The sequence below is a fragment of the Staphylococcus cohnii subsp. cohnii genome, from assembly GCF_002902365.1.
Classification (GTDB): Bacteria; Bacillota; Bacilli; order Staphylococcales; family Staphylococcaceae; genus Staphylococcus; species Staphylococcus cohnii.
Window position 1 is genome coordinate 1 of sequence record NZ_PPQC01000025.1, and the last position, 19063, is coordinate 19063.

Consider the following 19063-nt stretch of genomic DNA (forward strand, 5'->3'; position numbering starts at 1 on the left):
TCCCTTCAAAGTTTACATTTTTAAGTGTCTACTTTGAAGGGAGCATATCACATGATATTCAAGCTCATTATATTTGTACAATGTGAATGATAATTATTGAGGGATAACTAGTTGTTGTCCATTATGAATATCATTACCTTGTAAACCATTAGCTTTTCTGATTTTTTCTACATTTTCAGGAGAACCACTTCCATAATATTGGATAGCTATTCTGTATAGATTTTGACCATTTACAGTATGCGTTTGTTGTCCTGAATTGTTGTTTGAAGATTGATTGTTCTGTTGATTATTTTGTTGATTGTTTTGGCTGTTAGTTGCTTGGTCTTGATTTGCTGAATCATTACCTTGATTCGTAGCTTGGTTATCTTGTTGAGATTGATCGTTTTGACCACTTTGTGCATTTTGATCACTTTGATTGCTTTGATCTGATTCAGTAGCTTGATTTTGATCGCTAGTAGCAGCATCATCAGAATTAGAATCAGTTTGATTTGAACTATCATTATTATCTGATTCAGCGCTATCGTCATTGTTTTTATTTGCTTTATCACTATCAGCATCTTTGTCTGAATCTTTTTTGTTGTCTTTGTCTGAGTCAGCATTTTTATCTTTATTATCAGCTACTTTTTTGTCGTCGTTGCTGCCACTATCATCATTATTACCAGTTAGTGCCATACCTCCAAAAATTCCGATTGCTGCTAAAATTAAAATTGCTGCTATAATAGGCAATATTTTTCCGAACAAACCGCCTTTTTTCTTGTTGTTATCATCATCATTATTATCGTTATTATTGTTACCATTACCATTACTTCCACCAGAGCCGTTGCCATTTGAATGTGCAGCTTTTGCTCCTGCGGCTCCTGCACCAGCTGCGGCTGCTCCGCCAGCTAAGGCAGCACCTTTTTTCTTGTTCTTATTGTTATCATCATTATTATTATTGTTACCGTTGCCGTTATTTCCACCGGAGCCATTGCCATTTGAGTGTGCAGCTTTTGCTCCTGCAGCTCCTGCGGCTCCTGCACCAGCCGCGGCTGCTCCGCCAGCTACGGCAGCACCTTTTTTCTTGTTGTCTTTATGCTCTTTATCTTTTTCAGACTTAGTATTAGTTTCTTCAGTATGTTGATCTTTATTATTAGTAGCACCTACGTCTGTGCTAGCACCACTTTCTTCTTTATCTTTTGTTGATGTGTTATCATCTTTTGAATCAACAGATTCGTCTTTTTTGTCATGATGTTTTTTAGCAGCATAGGCGCCAGCACCAGCTGCTGCCGTTCCACCAGTTACGGCAGCACCTTTTTTGTTATCGTTTTTATCTTCAGAATGGTTGTCATTGTGTGTTTCGTTATCTCTATCTTTTTCATCTCGGTTTTGATTAATATTATTGTTTTCTGAAGGGTCTTGATTCTTACTGATTTCATCTGTATTAGATGATGAATGTGTGTCTTGTTGTTGCTCATCATCTATTTGATTTGATGTATCATTATTCTCATCAACAGGTGTTTGGTTTCTTTCATTTTGATGTGTTGCCGTATCTCTTCTACGTTGTCTTCTTTGAGCATTTCTAGGAGGGAATTGTTCGTCTTTTTTATCAGAAACTTCCTCTTTTACGTTGTCAACGGAATCGTTAACAGAATCCTGTACATCATCATGATGTTCTTTTGGATCAATAGATTGACGATTTTTCTCAAAATCATCTTTGAAATTATTATTAGACAAATTCATCATCCTTCCGTCATTTAATTTTAGTATATACTGTTTTACCCTAAAAGGTAGTATATATGTATAAATTTTATATGAAAAATAAATAAAACTTTAGTGTATATCTAGTATTATAGCTTGATTGAAAAAGTGAAGTAAAGCATTTATCTTTTATTTGAATATATTTTGTAATTTTTCTTTATAATCCATTTTTCTTTTCACTTTTTTACTATTAATTATATGAATTGGGCTTAATTCTGAATCATTATCACAACACTGGGTTGGTTTAGTTGTTAAATTTTCACCGAAAAATTCTATCATATATGCTCTGCGACATTGATCTAAGTTTTTATAGCCTAGCATTCGATAATAACCTCGTTGTTTTCGTTCAAAAGCTGTTTTGAAAATAGCACGTAATTGTTCAATTTTATAATAGCTACTAAGAACGTCTAATATTTCATTTTTTTCAGGTGGTAAAAACATACCTAATTCAAATGCACTCACATCTTCTTCAGTAATGATATCGGCAAAGAGTAACGTTTCTAATAAATAGCTGTCATCTGGTTGATAAAGACTGATTGCCTGGCTTGACTTACCATCACGGCCTGCACGTCCAATTTCTTGCATATAACTTGATGGGCTCGTAGCTAAATGAAAATGTATGATTGTTCGAATATCTTTTTTGTTTATTCCCATTCCAAAAGCACTCGTTGCTACAATAATGGGTATTTCATTATTTATAAATTGATGTTGTACTGTATGTCTTTCCTGATAGGTTAAATCACCATGGTATATTCCTGTTAAAAAGCCATATTGGTAAATTGCTTTGGCTAAAGTCAGGCACATTTTTTTAGATGAAACATATATGATTGTTGGTCCTGATTGTTCTAACATTGGAAGTAACCACTTTAACTTTTCATGATCATCTTCGAAATTTTTGTGAGATAATGTAATATTTTCTCTATTCGTCGTTGTTTTCACAACAGTAAATGTTTTATTTAACATGTGATTTAGGTCGTATGTTAAATATGGTGGTGCTGTAGCAGTCAAAGCAAGTATGTTTGCTTTAGGAAAATGATTGATGATTTTCCCTACAAGTGCATAGTGTGGTCTGAAATCATAGCCCCATTCAGATAAGCAATGCGCTTCATCTAAAACAATTAACCCTAAATCCAAACTTTGTATAAGTTTAAAATTATGTGGTTGCAACAAAAATTCAGGACTTAAAAATATGAAGCGACTATGTCGCAAAGATTGTATATTTTGTTTTTTTTCATTTTCATCTAATCCTGAATGGATACATGAAACATAATGCTCACCTTGAAGTTTTAATTGCATGACTTGATCATCCATTAAAGATATTAATGGTGAGATGATGAGCGTTGGTTTTTGCTTAATATAGGTTGGTAATTGGTAACATAGACTTTTTCCGCTACCAGTAGGTAATATACCCAAAGTATTTTTATCATTTAATATATGTTCTATGATTTCTTGTTGTCCAGGTTTAAATGTATCAAAACCAAACCATTTTTTTAATTCATGATGTAACATTTAAATCACCTCTTTCAAAACCGATGATTAATAGTTTTATTTCAAAGTAATTTAATTTAGGAAATTTTTCTTTGTAGTTTCTTAGTCTTTCGCTACGGTTTTCTACATAATAACTTAAAAAATGTGTATACGTCTTCTCGTAGATAAATGTATCGTAGTGTGATAAATATCCTTTAATAAATAATTCTAGTATATGATCTTCGATTGTGTTTGGTTTTACATTTTGTATTTTGGCTAATTGTTTAAAATTGAGTCCTCTTTTTATGCCTTTGTAAGTTTCTTCTGTTTTAAAAAGTAAAGTAGGTAAAATAATCAATTGACTTAAAATAGGATATTTAGTTACATTTTCTAATTCAAACATCATTATTACTAAATCATTCATTTCTAGTACAAACAATTGTTGTTGAGAAATGCCTTCTATTAAGCTAACTTGTTGTCTTGTATACATACTTTCTTTATATCCTTGTAAATAGTAATGTAAGTACGTTTTATTATTCTTTTCCGTAATTGAAGAAAATAAAATGTTTAATTCGTTATTTATTTTGTATGATATGTCCTTATTTTTAAAGTTGTTATATACTTTTTTTACTCTATATTGAATTGTACTGTTGTGGGTTACAGGTACAAATTGAAATGAATCATGAGCTACATTCGAAATTGTTTGAGTTAATAATTGAATTGCCTTAAAAGTATTTAATAAACTATCGTATGTATACCTTGGATGTGTACGAATTAATTGCGTATCATCAACATCTTGTGTTTCATTTTGAGCATATCCAACAAATGATGGATATTTTAAGTTTGGTAAGCTATGATACAATGATAATAGTTGTTGGCTACAGGCGTCAAAAAAGGTTTGATGGGACTTTTTGCCTGTGATAATATTATATATGCTTTTTTCTGTTTTGTAATTATGTGCTTGCGTTCGTGTAAAGTGAATTAAATTATACATGTGTGCTCCCTCATTTTATAAAACAAAAACATTTGAAAAAATTTAAAACAGTAACTACAATACTAATTGTGTTATTAGTGTAGCATGTTTGTTAAAGGAGGCGAAGAGTTTGGCTAAATATACAATTGTTGATATGGATACATGCATTGCATGTGGTGCTTGCGGTGCTGCTGCCCCTGATATATATGATTACGACGATGAAGGTATTGCATACGTTATACTAGATGATAACCAAGGTACTGCGGAAGTACCAGAAGAATTATATGAAGACATGGAAGATGCATTAGAAGGTTGTCCGACAGATTCTATTAAAATTGAAGAGGAATCTTTTGACGGCGACCCTTTAAAATTTGAATAATAAAATTAATCACATAGATATTCATTTTTGAAAAAATTTAATTTGTATAAGCTCAGTGTATTCATTGTATTAATGAAAATGCTGAGCTTTTATATTATGAAAATATAAGCATTATGCAAGTTATCATTTTGAAATGAACGAGTAAAGCTTTGTACATAAATCTTATGTACAAAATAAATGACCAATCCGTATACAAAAGGATTGGTCATTTTTTATTTAATATTTTACGATTTTATGCGTGCTTGCTTGCCTGGGTATGGTGCGATCCTGTAGTCTCTCACTCATACTATTCCCCCCGGCGTCAGCACGTTACAAAATTGATATAAATGAGGCGTATAAGCACAACAAATAAAGAGACATGATAAATGTTAATAACTTCAAGTTTAAAATTTATCAAAGCCTTTTAATAACAAAAGAAGCTGAGATAATAAATTTATCTCAGCCAATCTCATGTCTTGTATACTTATTTGTTTCATATCTTTAGATTAAAACGTGTACTTATCTATTAGTTAAGTAAAATTTTTTTTAAACGTTTGAATAGTAGCATAAATATTAAAGAAATTATGATACCTTTTATTATGTTAAAAGGTATAACACCTGAAACTATAACAATTTTAATATTTTCAACTACATTAGTTAAGTTCATGATCATACCATATAGTGGTAATAAAACAAAATAGTTTAAAATACTCAAGACAATCGTCATGACAATTGTCGCTATAGCAAATCCAATAATTTGTGTTTTGACAGTATGTTTATTTTTAATAATATAAAAAGCACTTAAAATAAAGCTCGCACCAGCTAAGAAATTAGCAATGGGACCCACTGGATCACCTATATTAAATAAGAAATTAAGTAAATTTTTTATAAATAATATAATAATACCGGCTACTGGCCCTAAACTAAAAGTTGCTAATAAAGCTGGAATATCACTAAAGTCTAATGTTAAATACGGCGGTAAAAACGGAATTGGAAATTTGATAAACATCAAAATAAATGACACCGCACTTAACATACTTATTGTAATAAGTCGTTTGGTTTGTTGTTGCATATTCAATTATCTCCTTCCATTCATCTTACACAGAAAAGGAGGATTTAATTGCACAACAAAACCCTCCATCTTCTCCCATCCAGACTATACTGTCGGCTCTAGATTTACACTAGATCAGCCATTTATCTCATTAATAGATAAACGGGTCGCAGGCTTAAATTACTGCCGGTTGGGAATTACACCCTACCCCGAAGATGAATTTCTTAAATTTTATAAATATATCATAGCCTATTACTCAGATAAAAACAATAGTCGTGCTCTATTCTAAGTAAATGATATTAATTTAAAAAAAGACGAGATTGGAAATCAATATTAAAATAGTGATTTCTTATCTCGCCTTTTTCAGAACACGCATACTTCATAAATATTCATATTTATAAAGTGAATTAAATTTTACTTTATAATAATTAATTGATACTCAAGTGTTTTCATGTTCATCTGTTGGTTTTGGTAGATTTATTATAAATGTAGTGCCTTTGCCAAGCTCACTTTTAACGTCAATCGTTCCACCGTGTTCATCGATAATCATACGACAGATAAACAGTCCTAAACCAGTCCCTTGTTTACCCCGTTTACGAGCGGTATCAACTTTATAAAAACGATCAAATACTTGTTGTAAGTGTTCTGGAGCAATGCCAGATCCTGTGTCTGAAATGTATAAGATATTTTCAGTTTCTGTTTCTCCATAACTAATTGATATTAAATCACCAGGTTCTGTATATCTGGTTGCATTATCAATAAGATTGGACAACACTTGTTCAATTCTATCAGTGTCGAAATACCATAATTGATTGTGCGTATTTGGATTTAAATTCATCGTTAACTTTAAATCATTTGCTTGTTTTTGGTATTTTTGTTGCATTCTACTTAGCAGCGGATCAATCGGTTGTTTTACTTTTTCTACAGTTAGTCCTTCGGCATCCATTCGTGCAACATTAAGTAATTCATTTACTAATCGATTTAAACGCTTTGTTTCGTCAAGTACAATTGACAATGATTCATGTATTTTGTCTGGCTCTGTTACAATACCATCAACAATCGACTCTGTATATCCTTGTAATAATGAAATAGGTGTACGCAATTCATGTGATACATTAGCAATAAAATCTTTTTTCATTTGATCAATATTATGCTCATTGGTCATATCACGAATAATAGCTACAATACCACTTCTACCATCAGGTTGAATTTGTTCAATATAACTTGTAATAATGACAAAATAACGGGTACTAATTTCGTATTCTTCGAATTGTGTTTGTTGGGTTTTAAATGTTAATTCGTTTTGACGATCAAGTTTTTCTAAATCGTGAGCATCTAATATTTTCAAAATATTTTGTGCCATCTTGTTTGATATGATTATTTCTTGTTTATCATTAAAGCCAAGTACACCTTCAACCATAGAATTTATTAAACTATCTCTGATATTTTTAGATGAGGATAATGCGTCTATATGTTGTTGTATTTCGGAACTCATCGTGTTAAAAGCACGTGATAATTCTCCAATTTCATCTCGAGAATTAACAGGAACTACTTGAGCATAGTCACCTTTAGAAACTTTTAATGCTTGTGTCCTTAAATTTCTAAGCGGTTTTGTAATTCGTGATGATAAGAAAAAGGCAAACACAGTTGTAATAGATAAAAAGATTATTGCAATAATTAATATAATGACTGTGATCACATTATTGGTATCTTCTATCGTTTTCAAATCTTGATAGATAAAAACACCACTATATTTACTATTATGAGGACTAGACTCTAGATTTTTAGATGGATAGCCTATTAAAACATAAGTTTTTTGCTGTTTATTCATATCAATTGTCACGTGCTCTGATATCTGTTTTCCTCGATCGAACACTTTTTCATAGTTTTTATTACCTTTTATTTCTTTGAACATTTTTTCTTTTGTTTCATCATTATTAATACTATCCATATGTTTATGGTTCATGATGATGAGTCCTACTGGCCCCTCAATGAGAGATTTACTATGTTTTATGGCAGTTGCTTTATCATCTGAATTCTCAACTAAATGACTTATTCTTTTAGCATCTTCAAGTAATGAATCTTCTGTTTCTTGCGTAAAGTAAGATTGTATAAACGTTATAAGTGCTGCACTTAATAAAATTAAAACTGTCGTTACTATAAAGATTATAGTTAACCACAGTTTTACTACTACGTTATTGAGTCGGTTCATTTTCAGATTTAACCTCAAATTTATAGCCAACGCCCCAAACAGTCTGAATCATTTGGGCAGCTTCATCAGAAACGCGATTTAATTTCTCTCTTAAACGTTTTACATGTGTATCAACAGTACGCAAATCTCCGTAAAATTCATAGTGCCATACTTCTTTTAAAAGTTGTTCACGATCAAAGACTTTATTTGGCGTTTTTGCTAAAAAGATTAAAAGTTCATATTCTTTTGGAGTTAAGTTTACTTGATTGCCATCTGCTAGCACACGGTGTGCGTCATTATCAATAACAAGATGTTCAAATTCTATTAAATCTCGTGCATGTGGTTCGCTTTGTTCTGTATGTGCAACTTGAGTTCTTCTTAATAAAGCTTTGACACGTAAAACCACTTCACGTGGTGAAAATGGTTTTACAATATAATCATCTGCGCCGGATTCAAAACCTTCTACGCGGTTTGTTTCTTCTCCTTTAGCAGTTAACATAATAATTGGTGTTTCTTTTTGCTCTCTTAATCTAGATGCGACAGTAATGCCATCCATTTCTGGCAACATTAAATCTAATAAGATACATGCATAATCATGTTCCATTGCCATTTTGTATGCTTCTTGTCCGTCTCTAGCTTCATGAGTTTCAAAAGATTCTCTTTCTAAGTACAATTTCAATAATCGTCTGATTCTATCTTCATCATCGACGATAAGTATTTCATTTGCCATAGGTTCGTACCCTCCCGCACTGCTAACTTTCAATTTCAACCATATTATATCATAGGTTGAGCTATAAAAGTGTTTATGAATGAAAAGTTTGTGAAAAAATTATCAATATCAAGTTTTGTTAAAGTAAAGTCATATTTAATGTCCGTGTTCTGCAATTTGACGTAACGTTTTTACTTCATGAGGTGTAAGTACGCGACCTTCACCTGCATTGAGTCCTTTTAGGTTTAAAGGGCCAAATTCTATACGCTGTAATTTTGATACTTGATGACCAAAGTGTTCAAACATGCGTCTGACTTGTCTATTGCGACCTTCAGTTATTGTAATTTCAACAAGTGTAGTGTTTTTATCTTTATCTTGATTTTTAATTTTAACTGTCGCAGGTTGTGTTTTTCCATCTTCTAAATTAACACCTTGTTCTAATGCTTTAACTTCTTCACGCATAAGGTAACCTTTTAATTTAACTACATATTTCTTTTTGATTTTATAACGAGGGTGTGTCATTAAGTTAGTGAACTCACCATCGTTAGTAAGTAAAAGTAACCCTGATGTATCATAATCTAAACGACCGACTGGATAAATCCTTGTCTTAATTTGTTTAAAATAATCCGTAACGACCTTTCTACCTTTGTCATCTGATACGCTAGTGATAACTTGCGAAGGTTTATAGAAAAGAATATATAGTTTATCTTCTTGTTCTAATTTAATTCCTTCAACTTCTACCATATCTGTCGGTTTAACTTTAGTACCTAATTCTGTTTCAATTTCACCATTTACTTTTACTTTACCTTCTGTAATTAATGTTTCAGCTTTACGTCTTGATGTATAACCACTATTTGCGATACGTTTTTGTAATCTTTCTGTTTCTTTATTCATTATTATCTCCTTTTTGATTTACTAAATTACTAAAGAAAGCTTCTATTTCTTCGTCTTCTTCATCGGTAGTTGGTAAATCATCTAATTGTTCAATACCAAATACATTTAAAAATAATGCTGTTGTATATAATTGTTGACTTCTGGAATCTTCCTCATCTTTAGCTTCAATTAAACCACGTGCTATCAGAGTTTTGACTGCTCCGTCAGAATTAATGCCTCTAATCATTTCGATATCACTTCGAGATAATGGCTGATTATATGCTATTATCGATAAAGCTTCCATTGCTGCTTGTGATAATTTCATTTTAGATTTTTGTTCTATTAACTTCTCAATGTATTCTGACGCGTCTTTTTTAGTTGTTAAGACATAATGTTCCCCATAATGTTGGATTTCTAAGCCACAAGCGTCATATTCTTTTATTAATGTATGAAAACGATCTTGGTCAATGTCTAAAATTTCTAGAATTTGTTTTTCTTCAAGTCCTTCATCACCTGCAGTATAAAGTAATGCTTCCAGGATTCCTTTATCGTTCAATGCCATAATTAACTCCTCTTAAAATATTAATATCGTCAAAGCTTTTTTGTTGTTCAATATTTACTATTCCAGATTTAGACATTTCTAGTATTGCAAGAAAATGAGTAACAACCATTTCCAATGGTTCAGTAAAATTGAATAAACTAAAAAAGTTGAAGGATTCATGCTTTTGTAAACGTTGAGTTACTTGTGTAGTAGCTTGTTGAATTGTAAACGTTTCTTTTCGAATATCAACAGATTTAGGTGTTTGATATTCAACACGATTTTTCACTTTTTGGTAAGCTATGATTAACTCTGTTAAATCAATCGTATTATTAGGGTCCCAAGTTTCATTTGATTCTAAGTGCGTTAAATCTGTTGGATGCTTAGAATAATACTTTTCTCTTTCCGCCCTTTTTTCGTTTAAGAGCACTGTGTATTCTTTATAGTTTTGATATTCAATTAATCTCTCAACCAAATTTTCACGCGGATCATCATCTAAATCGTCAATTTCTTCTGAATGAGGCAATAGCATTTTGCTTTTTATCATAAGTAATTCTGAAGCCATAACTAAATATTCACTTGCCACATTAATTTCTAATTGACTCATCGCATGTATATATTGCATATACTGTTCTGTTAAAGATTTCATTGGTATATCATAAATATCAATTTCAAATTTTTGAATAAGATGCAATAATAAATCTAAAGGACCATTAAAGGCATCGAGTTTTACTTCATACATTTTATCTACCTCATATTAGCAAGTTAAGTGCGTAATTCACTAAATTATTATAGCATGTTTATTATAAACATTTAAAATCGGAGCGATATTCATGTTGAAAAATGCACTAAAAGATTTTTATTTTCAATTTCATACAAAGCAACATTATTTTCTTTGTCACGATATTTTAGAAGAAGCTTGGAAAACCAAACCAAATTACAATAAGGATGATGCTGTTGTGAGCCTTATATTGATTGCAACTGGATCTTATCATTACCGTAGACATAATTATGTAGGCGCCCACAAATCTTTTAATAAGGCATTAAGAGTTATTGAAAACTATGATTCAGCGATTAATATTGGACTTGATATACAAGCGTATAAAAGGCTGTTAGTCGAATTAATTAAAGCTACAAAAAAAGAGCAATCTTTTGAGCCATTTCATCTACCTTTAACAGATACAATGGAACAAATTATATTAGAACAGTACCCGAATTATGTGATGACATATTATAAAATTGAAGATGACTATATCATAGATCACCATTTAAAAAGGGATAGAACTGAAGTTGAAGCGGCGAGGAAACGTGCATTACAAGCGCGAAATAGATCAGTATAAACACTTATGATTTATGGCATCAATAAAAAAACACAGTCCAGTTATTCAATCGAATAAACTAGTCTGTGTTTATGCTCTTGGATGAAATTCGTTATACATCTTACGAATTTGTGATTTCGAAACGTGTGTATACAATTGTGTTGTAGATATATCAGAATGACCGAGCATTTCTTGAACTGCACGTAAATCTGCTCCGTTTTCAAGTAAATGGGTAGCAAATGAATGTCTTAATGTATGTGGTGTTAAAGTTTTTATTATATTTGCTTTGATACCATTTTGTTTAATCATTTTCCATATCGCTTGTCTCGATAAAGGTTTACCATGCATGTTTAAAAATAATGTGTCAGTAACCGTATTTTTTAATAATTGTGGTCTTACCGTTTCTAAATAAGTGTTTAAGTATTCAATTACTGTATCACCTAATGGTACAATTCTTTCTTTATTTCCTTTACCAAAAACACGTATAAAGCCCATAATTAAATTAACGTCTTCTAATTCAATCTGAATCAGTTCTGATACACGCATTCCGGTAGCATAAAGTAATTCTAACATTGTGCGATCTCTATAACCGTTGTTTTTGGATAAATCAGGTGTCTCTAATAGTCTAAGTACTTCATCTATTTCTAAAACATCTGGTAATTTACGATCATATTTAGGTGTTTCTATTAATACCGTTGGGTCTTTTGCTGCATATTTTTCTCTTAATGCAAACTGATGAAAACTGCGAATAGTAGAAATGAAGCGAGCTAATGATTTTGAAGATGCACCTTCATCATGTAAGTGACCCAAACACTCTTGAATGAGTTGTCTATCCACAAAATCAATATGACTAATTTTGTGTGATGTTAAAAATTCATCATATTTTTTTAAATCTCTTCGATATGCACCAATTGTATTTACACTTAACCCTTTTTCTAATTGTATAAATTTCAAATATTCATCTATAATATTTTTCACTGTACTACCTCTATTCTGAAATAGTATTTTTAAATTTATTTCCCTTTTGCTTGGCATGACGCACAAATACCATGGAATGTTAAACGGTGGTCTAATATTTTAAATTCGAATTCATTTTCAACTCTTTCTTCTACACGAGGTAATAAGTCTTCTTCGATTTCTTCTACTTTACCGCATTCCATACAAACAAGATGGTGATGAAAATGTTTTGCTCCTTCTTTTCTCAAATCAAATCGAGCAACACCATCGCCGAAATTTATTTTATCGACCACTTTTAATTCTGCTAGCAATTCTAAAGTACGATATACAGTTGCAAGTCCAATTTCAGGTGCTTTGTCTTTAACTTTCAAATAAACATCTTCTGCACTTAAATGGTCTTTTTCATTTTCAATTAAAACTCTTAAAGTTGCCTCACGTTGTGGCGTCAATTTATAAGATGATTGCTGTAATTGTTGCTTCACGCGATTTAATCGTTCTTCCACGGAAGCCTCACTCCCCTACTAATAATTATAATCATTTTAATTTAGTTATGATATATATATATAAAATACCAATAATTGATAAAATTCGCAAGTATTCTCGTATCTTATTTATAATGATTATAATTAAGTAATAAATGTTGTAAAGCAATTATAGTTTTTGCGTCTTCTAATTCTTTATTGTCTAATAATGTTTTAATTTCATTCATATCATAATATGCTAATTCTAAAAATTCATCTTCATCTAATTGCATTTTACCTTTTGTTAAATTTTCAGCTATATAAATTGATATTTTTTCATTTGAGAAACCTGGAGAACCATACATTTCCGTAATATGTTCTAATTCATCAGCAATATAACCTGTTTCTTCTTCAAGTTCACGTTTGGCAGCTGAAATTCGTTCTTCTCCTTGTTCCAATTTGCCTGCGGGTATTTCTAAAAGTGGTTTTTCACAAGCCTTACGAAATTGTTTCACTAATATCACTTTATTTTCAGGTGTAATTGGACAAACAGCGACAGCACCATTATGGTATATCAATTCACGTTTAGAAGTTTGTCCATCGGGTAGTTCAACATCGTGGACTTCTAAATCAATGATTGCCCCTTTATAAATAGAAGTACTATGTAAAGTCTTTTCAAATAGGTTCATAAATAATCACAGTCCTTTTAATTGGTTTAAGATATTGTTAAGATGTACTCATTAGTTATTATGGGAATAGCGAGGAACATATACATGTTTCATTTTTGCTATGTATAGATAGTTAATATTGAATATCCAACTTACTTTATTACGTCTACACCCCATTATTCAAGTGTATCGAAAGGAGATAAAACATGCAAAAAAATGTTTTGAAAAGCGGTATAGAAATTTCAGAGTTAGGTTTAGGTTGTATGAGTCTCGGGACAAATAAAAAGCAAGCAGAGCCTATCATAGAACGTGCAATTGAACATGGTATCACTTATTTTGATACAGCTGATATGTACGATAAAGGTGTAAACGAGACAATTGTTGGTGAGACTTTAAAGAAATACCAAAATAGAGATGATATTATCATTGGTACAAAAGTAGGAAATCGTTTAACGGAAGATGGTTCTACAACATGGGATCCTTCTAAATCTTATATTAAAGAAGCAGTGAAAGGCTCATTGAAAAGACTTGGGTTAGATCATTTAGATTTATACCAGTTACATGGTGGTACGATTGATGATCCAATTGATGAAACAATTAGTGCTTTCGATGAATTAAAGAAAGAAGGCATTATCCGTGCTTATGGTATTTCTTCAATCAGACCTAACGTGATTGATTACTATTTAAAACATAGCGATATCGAAACGCTAATGTCTCAATTTAACTTAATTGATAACAGACCAGAACAACTTTTAGATGATGTGCATGCTAAAAAAGTTAAAGTACTAGCACGTGGTCCAGTATTTAAAGGATTATTAACTGCTAAAAGTAATAATACGTTAGATTCAAAATTTAGTGATGGTATTTTTGATTATAGTTATCAAGAACTTGGAGAAACAATTGCATCAATTAAAGAAATTGAAAGTAATTTATCTGCACTTACTTTTAATTATTTAACTTCTCATGATGCATTAGGTTCTATCATTGTAGGTGCAAGTAGTACGGATCAACTAGATGAAAATGTAAAAAATTATCAACATTCAAAAGACATAAGTTTAGAAGCATTAAAAGCAGCGCAAGATCGAGTGAAAAATTTAGAATATACCCAACATTTAAAATAAATCTCTTTTCGTTGTCCTAAAACATGTATGTCTGAGCAAAGATGACAATATAAATAACTTCAATCAAAGCAAAAACGTCAATTTCTCTTATGATTTTATAGAAATTGACGTTTTTTGTTTAAAAAGCTTCATAACCCATGACATTGTTATCTTCTATTTTAATGCTATAGTCAAAATGATTATTACCCAACTTTGAATAAATGCTAACCTTTGTTCTTAAATAATGAAGTGAAGTTTTTTTCTATAAACCGTGGCATCAATTGATAAATTTTTAATAAATGATGCATCCATCTAGGTTGATTAATTTCTAATTTTTTCTCAATTATACCATTGATAATTTGGTTTGCTAATTTTTCAGGGTCAAGCATCATGTCACTGTATTTTTTGGCAAATTTCATAGATGGATCTGCTTTTTCATGAAATGGTGTCGCTATTGGCCCAGTATTAACAGTCATAATATGATAATTTGGTTTCTCAATACGCAGTGCATTTAATAATTGGTTAAAAGCTGCTTTACTTGCACCATAATGTGCAGCATAACCTTGACTTATAAAGGCAGCTTGGCTACCTATACCTACTATTATTGGAGTTTTTGAGAATGCCGGTTGTAGAACTTTCATTAATATATTGAAATGAAGCACATTTAATTTATATGTTTCAAGCATTTCTACAAATGTATGGTCTTCAATAGATTTAAAATACCCAAGGCCAGAACTGTATATAAGTCCATCAATAGTATGGTGTTGAAAGTATTCTTTTAAATCAATGATTTCTTGTTGTGATTGTAAATCGCATTTAATGATATTTAGATGTTCCGCATCATATTGTGTTGCGAATTGTTTTAATTTATCCGGATTTCGGGCAAGTACTGTAACATATGCTCTTTTAGATAATAATGCTTTTAATATGGCTTTACCTAATCCACTTGTACCACCAGTTAATACAAAATGTTTACCTATCATAGTAAATTCTCCTTGCTTTAAATTCATAGTTCAAGTATATGAGTGTAAACGATATTTTGCCACAGGTCTTTAAAAATTCTTAGCCATCATTTAAATCTATGTTAGTATGGAAACATAAAAAACAAAGAGGAAGTGAAGTCTTCACATGAAACTAGTATTTTATGGTGCCGGAAATATGGCGCATGCAATTTTTACAGGTATTGTTAGTTCTAAAGTGATTGATTCTAATAATATTTATTTAACGAATCGTTCAAATGAAGTTGCATTAAAAGAATATGCTGACGAGTTAGGTGTTAATTATAGCTATGATGATGCAGCATTGTTAAAAGATGCAGATTATGTATTCTTAGGAACGAAACCTTATGATTTTGATGATTTAGCAGAGCGTATTAAGCCATATATTGCAGAAAAGAATAAATTCATTTCTATTATGGCTGGTTTACCGATAAACTATATTCGTGAAAAATTGGCTTCTAACAACCCAATTGCGCGTATCATGCCAAACACAAATGCTCATGTTGGACATTCAGTTACTGGTATTAGCTTTTCCAATAATTTTGGCGCTAAGTCAAAAGAAGAAGTTGATAATTTAATAAATGCATTTGGATCTGCGATAGAAGTTTCAGAAGATAATTTGCATCAAGTTACAGCAATTACTGGAAGCGGTCCAGCTTTTTTATACCATGTCTTTGAACAATATGTCACAGCAGGCACACGTTTAGGTTTGGAAAAATCACAGGTAGAAGAATCAATTCGGAATTTAATCATAGGGACGAGTAAAATGATAGAACGTTCAGAATTGAGTATGGAACAGTTAAGAAAAAATATTACTTCTAAAGGCGGTACAACACAGGCAGGCCTTAATGCACTTGCAGAGCATGATATAGAAGCAATTTTCGAAGATTGTTTACGCTCTGCAGTAAATAGAAGTATTGAATTATCTAACCAAGATAATGATTAAAATTTAAAAAACCTAAAATTGTTATAAAAAAGTGGGACAGTCATCTAAATTGTAAAATACTACAATTTTTAGAAAACTGTCCCGCTTTTCATTTTTTAAAATTGCCAAGAATCAAAATCACTGACAAAACTAAATGGTGGCGTATTACTCAAAGCTTTAAGCGATTTACTAATATCGCACACCTCTTCTTTAGTATAACGATTGCTGATATGTGTTATTAAACTATAGTCAACATTTGCTTCTCTCATCAATTCAAAAACGTCATCAATATGGCTATGGTGATAGCTATTAGCTAATGATTTATCTCCTTCTATATATGTACTTTCATGTACCATGATATTTGCATCACGTGCAATTATCATTTCATTTTTACAAGGCATAGTATCTCCAAAAATTGCTACGACTGGACCTTTAATTGCATCATCTTTAAAATCTTTAGAGTTATAAATCTCACCTTTGTATTCGAATGTTTCATTGTTTTTTACATCTTGATATTTAGGTCCTGGTTCTAACCCAATGTTTCTGAGCGCTTCAACATTGATTTTACCAGATTTATATGGCGCTTCTACCCTATATCCAAATGAAGGAATACCATGATTTAGCATATGTGCTTCAACATTAAATCCATTATGATGATAAGAAAGTTGTTCCTCTATTTCAATATAAGTGATTGGATAATTTAATTTTGATTCTGATAAAGTTAAAGTAGTTTCTATATATGACTTAATACCTTTTGGGCCAATAATAGTAAGAGGCTTATCTTCGCCCCCTTGAAAAGATCGACTTGTGAGTAACCCAGGTAAACCAAATATATGATCACCATGCATATGCGTAATAAAAATGTGATTTACTTTTCCTAATTTGATTGAATGGTGTAATATTTGATGCTGTGTGCCTTCACCAACATCAAAAAGCCAAATGCTATTGGAGTATGGTTCCAAATTTAATGCAATCGCTTGGGTATTTCTTTCTTTAGTTGGCAGACCAGCACTTGTCCCAAAAAACGTAATTTCCATGCATATGCCTCCTCTTCTTGTTCATATTTTATCATATAAAAGTAATAAAAATATAATAAAATATGATATCACAAGCAAAATTGTGGGAAGATACTGGTGTATTGGTCTATAATAAATACAGATTTAATAAAGAATTGAGGTTTTGATCTTGAATACTAGAAATAAAGATATCCCATGCTTAATTACAATTTTTGGAGCAACTGGTGATCTTAGTCACAGAAAATTATTTCCATCATTATTCCATTTATACCAACAAGAAAATTTGAATGAGCACATTGCAATTGTTGGAATTGGTAGAAGAGACTTAACAAACGATGATTTCCGTAGTCAAGTGAAGTTGTCAATTCAAGAACACGTTAAAGATACTAAACACCTAGATAAGTTTATGGAACACGTATTTTATCACAAACACGATGTAAGTGATGAAGCAAGTTATCAATCACTATTAGAATTCAGCAATAAATTAGATCACGATTTCCAATTACAAGGTAATAGACTCTTTTATTTAGCTATGGCTCCGAATTTCTTTGGTGTTATATCTGATTATTTAAAATCTTCTGGATTAACAGATACAAGTGGTTTCAAACGTTTAGTTATTGAAAAACCATTTGGTTCAGATTTAGAATCTGCTGAAAAATTAAATGAACAACTACGTCGTTCATTTAAGGAAGAAGAAATTTACCGTATTGACCACTATCTTGGTAAAGATATGGTGCAAAATATTGAAGTACTTCGTTTTGCTAATGCAATGTTTGAACCATTATGGAATAACAAATATATTTCAAATATTCAAGTTACTTCATCGGAAGTGCTTGGAGTCGAAGACAGAGGTGGCTACTACGAATCTAGTGGTGCATTAAAAGATATGGTTCAAAACCATATGCTGCAAATGGTTGCTTTGCTAGCAATGGAAGCACCTATCAGTTTAAATAGTGAAGATATCAGAGCAGAAAAAGTTAAGGCTTTAAAATCATTGCGTAAATTAGAACCTGAAGAAGTTCGTCAAAACTTTGTTCGTGGTCAATATGATGAAGGTATCATAGAAGGACAGCAAGTTAAAAGATATAGAGATGAGGATCGTGTTGCAGAAGATTCCACAACGCCAACTTTTGTTTCTGGTAAACTAACCATTGATAATTTTAGATGGGCTGGCGTACCGTTCTACATAAGAACTGGTAAACGAATGAAGAGTAAAACGATACAAGTAGTCGTTGAATTTAAAGAAGTTCCAATGAATCTATACTATAAAACAGATAAAAAACTAGATTCCAACCTATTAGTTATTAATATCCAACCAAATGAAGGTGTTTCTTTACACTTAAATGCTAAAAAGAATGTACAAGGCATTGAAACTGAACCAGTTCAACTATCATATGCAATGAGTGCACAAGATAAAATGAACACAGTGGATGCTTATGAAAATTTATTATTTGACTGTTTAAATGGAGATGCAACTAACTTTACGCATTGGGAAGAATTAAAATCAACTTGGAAATTTGTTGATGCAATACAAGAAGAGTGGAACCAAAATGAACCCGAATTCCCTAATTATACGGCTGGAACAAACGGCCCATTAGCGAGTGATTTACTATTAAGTAGAGATGGTTTCCACTGGTGGGACGATATTCATTAAATAATTTTTTAAAAATAAGGCAATGATACAAGTTTCAATTTGAGCTTGTGTTGTTGCTTTTTTATTAT

19 protein-coding genes and 1 riboswitch are annotated in these 19063 nt (G+C 31.3%); of the genes, 5 read left to right on the top strand and 14 right to left on the bottom strand.

All coding sequences use genetic code 11. The annotated features are described in order from the left end of the window. Nucleotides 1–93: 93 nt before the first annotated feature. From ebpS to CD032_RS04625, 3 genes are all read right to left on the bottom strand, one after another. A complete protein-coding gene (ebpS, locus tag CD032_RS04615; protein WP_103211227.1) occupies nt 94–1719 on the bottom strand; it encodes an elastin-binding protein EbpS in 1626 nt (541 codons plus the stop codon). A gap of 147 nt (nt 1720–1866) precedes the next feature. Then, nucleotides 1867–3246, bottom strand: coding sequence for a RecQ family ATP-dependent DNA helicase (locus CD032_RS04620; protein WP_019468349.1), 1380 nt, complete (start codon nt 3244–3246; stop codon nt 1867–1869). After that, nucleotides 3233–4198 carry a helix-turn-helix domain-containing protein gene (locus CD032_RS04625; protein WP_019468350.1) on the bottom strand — a complete coding sequence of 322 codons (966 nt, stop codon included), beginning with the start codon at nt 4196–4198 and terminating at the stop codon, nt 3233–3235. The genes CD032_RS04620 and CD032_RS04625 overlap by 14 nt, the downstream gene beginning before the upstream one ends. A gap of 109 nt (nt 4199–4307) precedes the next feature. On the opposite strand from CD032_RS04625, the gene CD032_RS04630 reads away from it, so the two are divergent. After that, a complete protein-coding gene (locus CD032_RS04630) occupies nt 4308–4556 on the top strand; it encodes a ferredoxin (protein ID WP_019468351.1) in 249 nt (82 codons plus the stop codon). Nucleotides 4557–5061: 505 nt separating this feature from the next. Here CD032_RS04630 and CD032_RS04635 read toward each other — a convergent pair. From CD032_RS04635 to CD032_RS04660, 6 genes are all read right to left on the bottom strand, one after another. After that, complete coding sequence (locus CD032_RS04635; protein ID WP_019468352.1) at nt 5062–5607, bottom strand: ECF transporter S component; 546 nt, start codon at nt 5605–5607, stop codon at nt 5062–5064. Nucleotides 5608–5670: 63 nt separating this feature from the next. Beyond that, a riboswitch (FMN riboswitch) is annotated at nt 5671–5807 on the bottom strand. Nucleotides 5808–6025: 218 nt separating this feature from the next. Next, a complete protein-coding gene (locus CD032_RS04640) occupies nt 6026–7798 on the bottom strand; it encodes an ATP-binding protein (RefSeq protein WP_103211228.1) in 1773 nt (590 codons plus the stop codon). Further along, complete coding sequence (locus tag CD032_RS04645) at nt 7782–8507, bottom strand: response regulator (protein ID WP_019468354.1); 726 nt, start codon at nt 8505–8507, stop codon at nt 7782–7784. The genes CD032_RS04640 and CD032_RS04645 overlap by 17 nt, the downstream gene beginning before the upstream one ends. Nucleotides 8508–8642: 135 nt before the next feature. Then, entirely contained in the window at nt 8643–9380 is a 738-nt protein-coding gene (locus tag CD032_RS04650) for a pseudouridine synthase (RefSeq protein ID WP_019468355.1), read from the bottom strand. Next, a complete protein-coding gene (scpB, locus tag CD032_RS04655) occupies nt 9373–9921 on the bottom strand; it encodes an SMC-Scp complex subunit ScpB (protein WP_019468356.1) in 549 nt (182 codons plus the stop codon). The genes CD032_RS04650 and scpB overlap by 8 nt, the downstream gene beginning before the upstream one ends. Beyond that, entirely contained in the window at nt 9905–10639 is a 735-nt protein-coding gene (locus CD032_RS04660) for a segregation and condensation protein A (RefSeq protein ID WP_019468357.1), read from the bottom strand. Before CD032_RS04660 ends, scpB begins: the two co-directional genes overlap by 17 nt. Nucleotides 10640–10730: 91 nt before the next feature. Between CD032_RS04660 and CD032_RS04665 the strand changes: the two genes are divergently transcribed. Next, nucleotides 10731–11237, top strand: a complete 507-nt coding sequence (locus tag CD032_RS04665) for a DUF309 domain-containing protein (RefSeq protein ID WP_019468358.1) — start codon at nt 10731–10733, stop codon at nt 11235–11237. A 69-nt stretch (nt 11238–11306) separates the two neighbouring features. Here CD032_RS04665 and xerD read toward each other — a convergent pair whose 3' ends face one another. The 3 genes from xerD to CD032_RS04680 form a co-directional block, all read right to left on the bottom strand. Further along, nucleotides 11307–12194 carry a site-specific tyrosine recombinase XerD gene (gene xerD, locus CD032_RS04670; protein ID WP_019468359.1) on the bottom strand — a complete coding sequence of 296 codons (888 nt, stop codon included), beginning with the start codon at nt 12192–12194 and terminating at the stop codon, nt 11307–11309. 35 nt (nt 12195–12229) lie between these two features. Continuing rightward, nucleotides 12230–12676, bottom strand: coding sequence for a ferric iron uptake transcriptional regulator (gene fur, locus CD032_RS04675; RefSeq protein WP_019468360.1), 447 nt, complete (start codon nt 12674–12676; stop codon nt 12230–12232). A 104-nt stretch (nt 12677–12780) separates the two neighbouring features. Beyond that, nucleotides 12781–13323: an NUDIX hydrolase gene (locus CD032_RS04680; protein WP_019468361.1), complete on the bottom strand. Its 543-nt coding sequence runs from the start codon at nt 13321–13323 to the stop codon at nt 12781–12783. 185 nt (nt 13324–13508) lie between these two features. On the opposite strand from CD032_RS04680, the gene CD032_RS04685 reads away from it, so the two are divergent. Next, nucleotides 13509–14423: an aldo/keto reductase gene (locus CD032_RS04685; protein ID WP_019468362.1), complete on the top strand. Its 915-nt coding sequence runs from the start codon at nt 13509–13511 to the stop codon at nt 14421–14423. A 203-nt stretch (nt 14424–14626) separates the two neighbouring features. Here CD032_RS04685 and CD032_RS04690 read toward each other — a convergent pair whose 3' ends face one another. Next, on the bottom strand, nt 14627–15385 hold the full coding sequence (locus CD032_RS04690; protein ID WP_019468363.1) for an SDR family NAD(P)-dependent oxidoreductase: 759 nt from the start codon (nt 15383–15385) through the stop codon (nt 14627–14629). Nucleotides 15386–15530: 145 nt separating this feature from the next. Here CD032_RS04690 and proC point away from each other — a divergent pair, with 145 nt between their 5' ends. Then, nucleotides 15531–16346 carry a pyrroline-5-carboxylate reductase gene (proC, locus tag CD032_RS04695; protein ID WP_019468364.1) on the top strand — a complete coding sequence of 272 codons (816 nt, stop codon included), beginning with the start codon at nt 15531–15533 and terminating at the stop codon, nt 16344–16346. A 95-nt stretch (nt 16347–16441) separates the two neighbouring features. Here the strand turns inward: proC and rnz are convergent, their stop codons facing one another. Beyond that, nucleotides 16442–17362, bottom strand: coding sequence for a ribonuclease Z (gene rnz / locus CD032_RS04700; RefSeq protein ID WP_103211229.1), 921 nt, complete (start codon nt 17360–17362; stop codon nt 16442–16444). Nucleotides 17363–17510: 148 nt separating this feature from the next. On the opposite strand from rnz, the gene zwf reads away from it, so the two are divergent. Then, entirely contained in the window at nt 17511–18995 is a 1485-nt protein-coding gene (zwf, locus tag CD032_RS04705) for a glucose-6-phosphate dehydrogenase (protein WP_103211230.1), read from the top strand. The last annotated feature ends 68 nt before the right edge of the window (nt 18996–19063 follow it).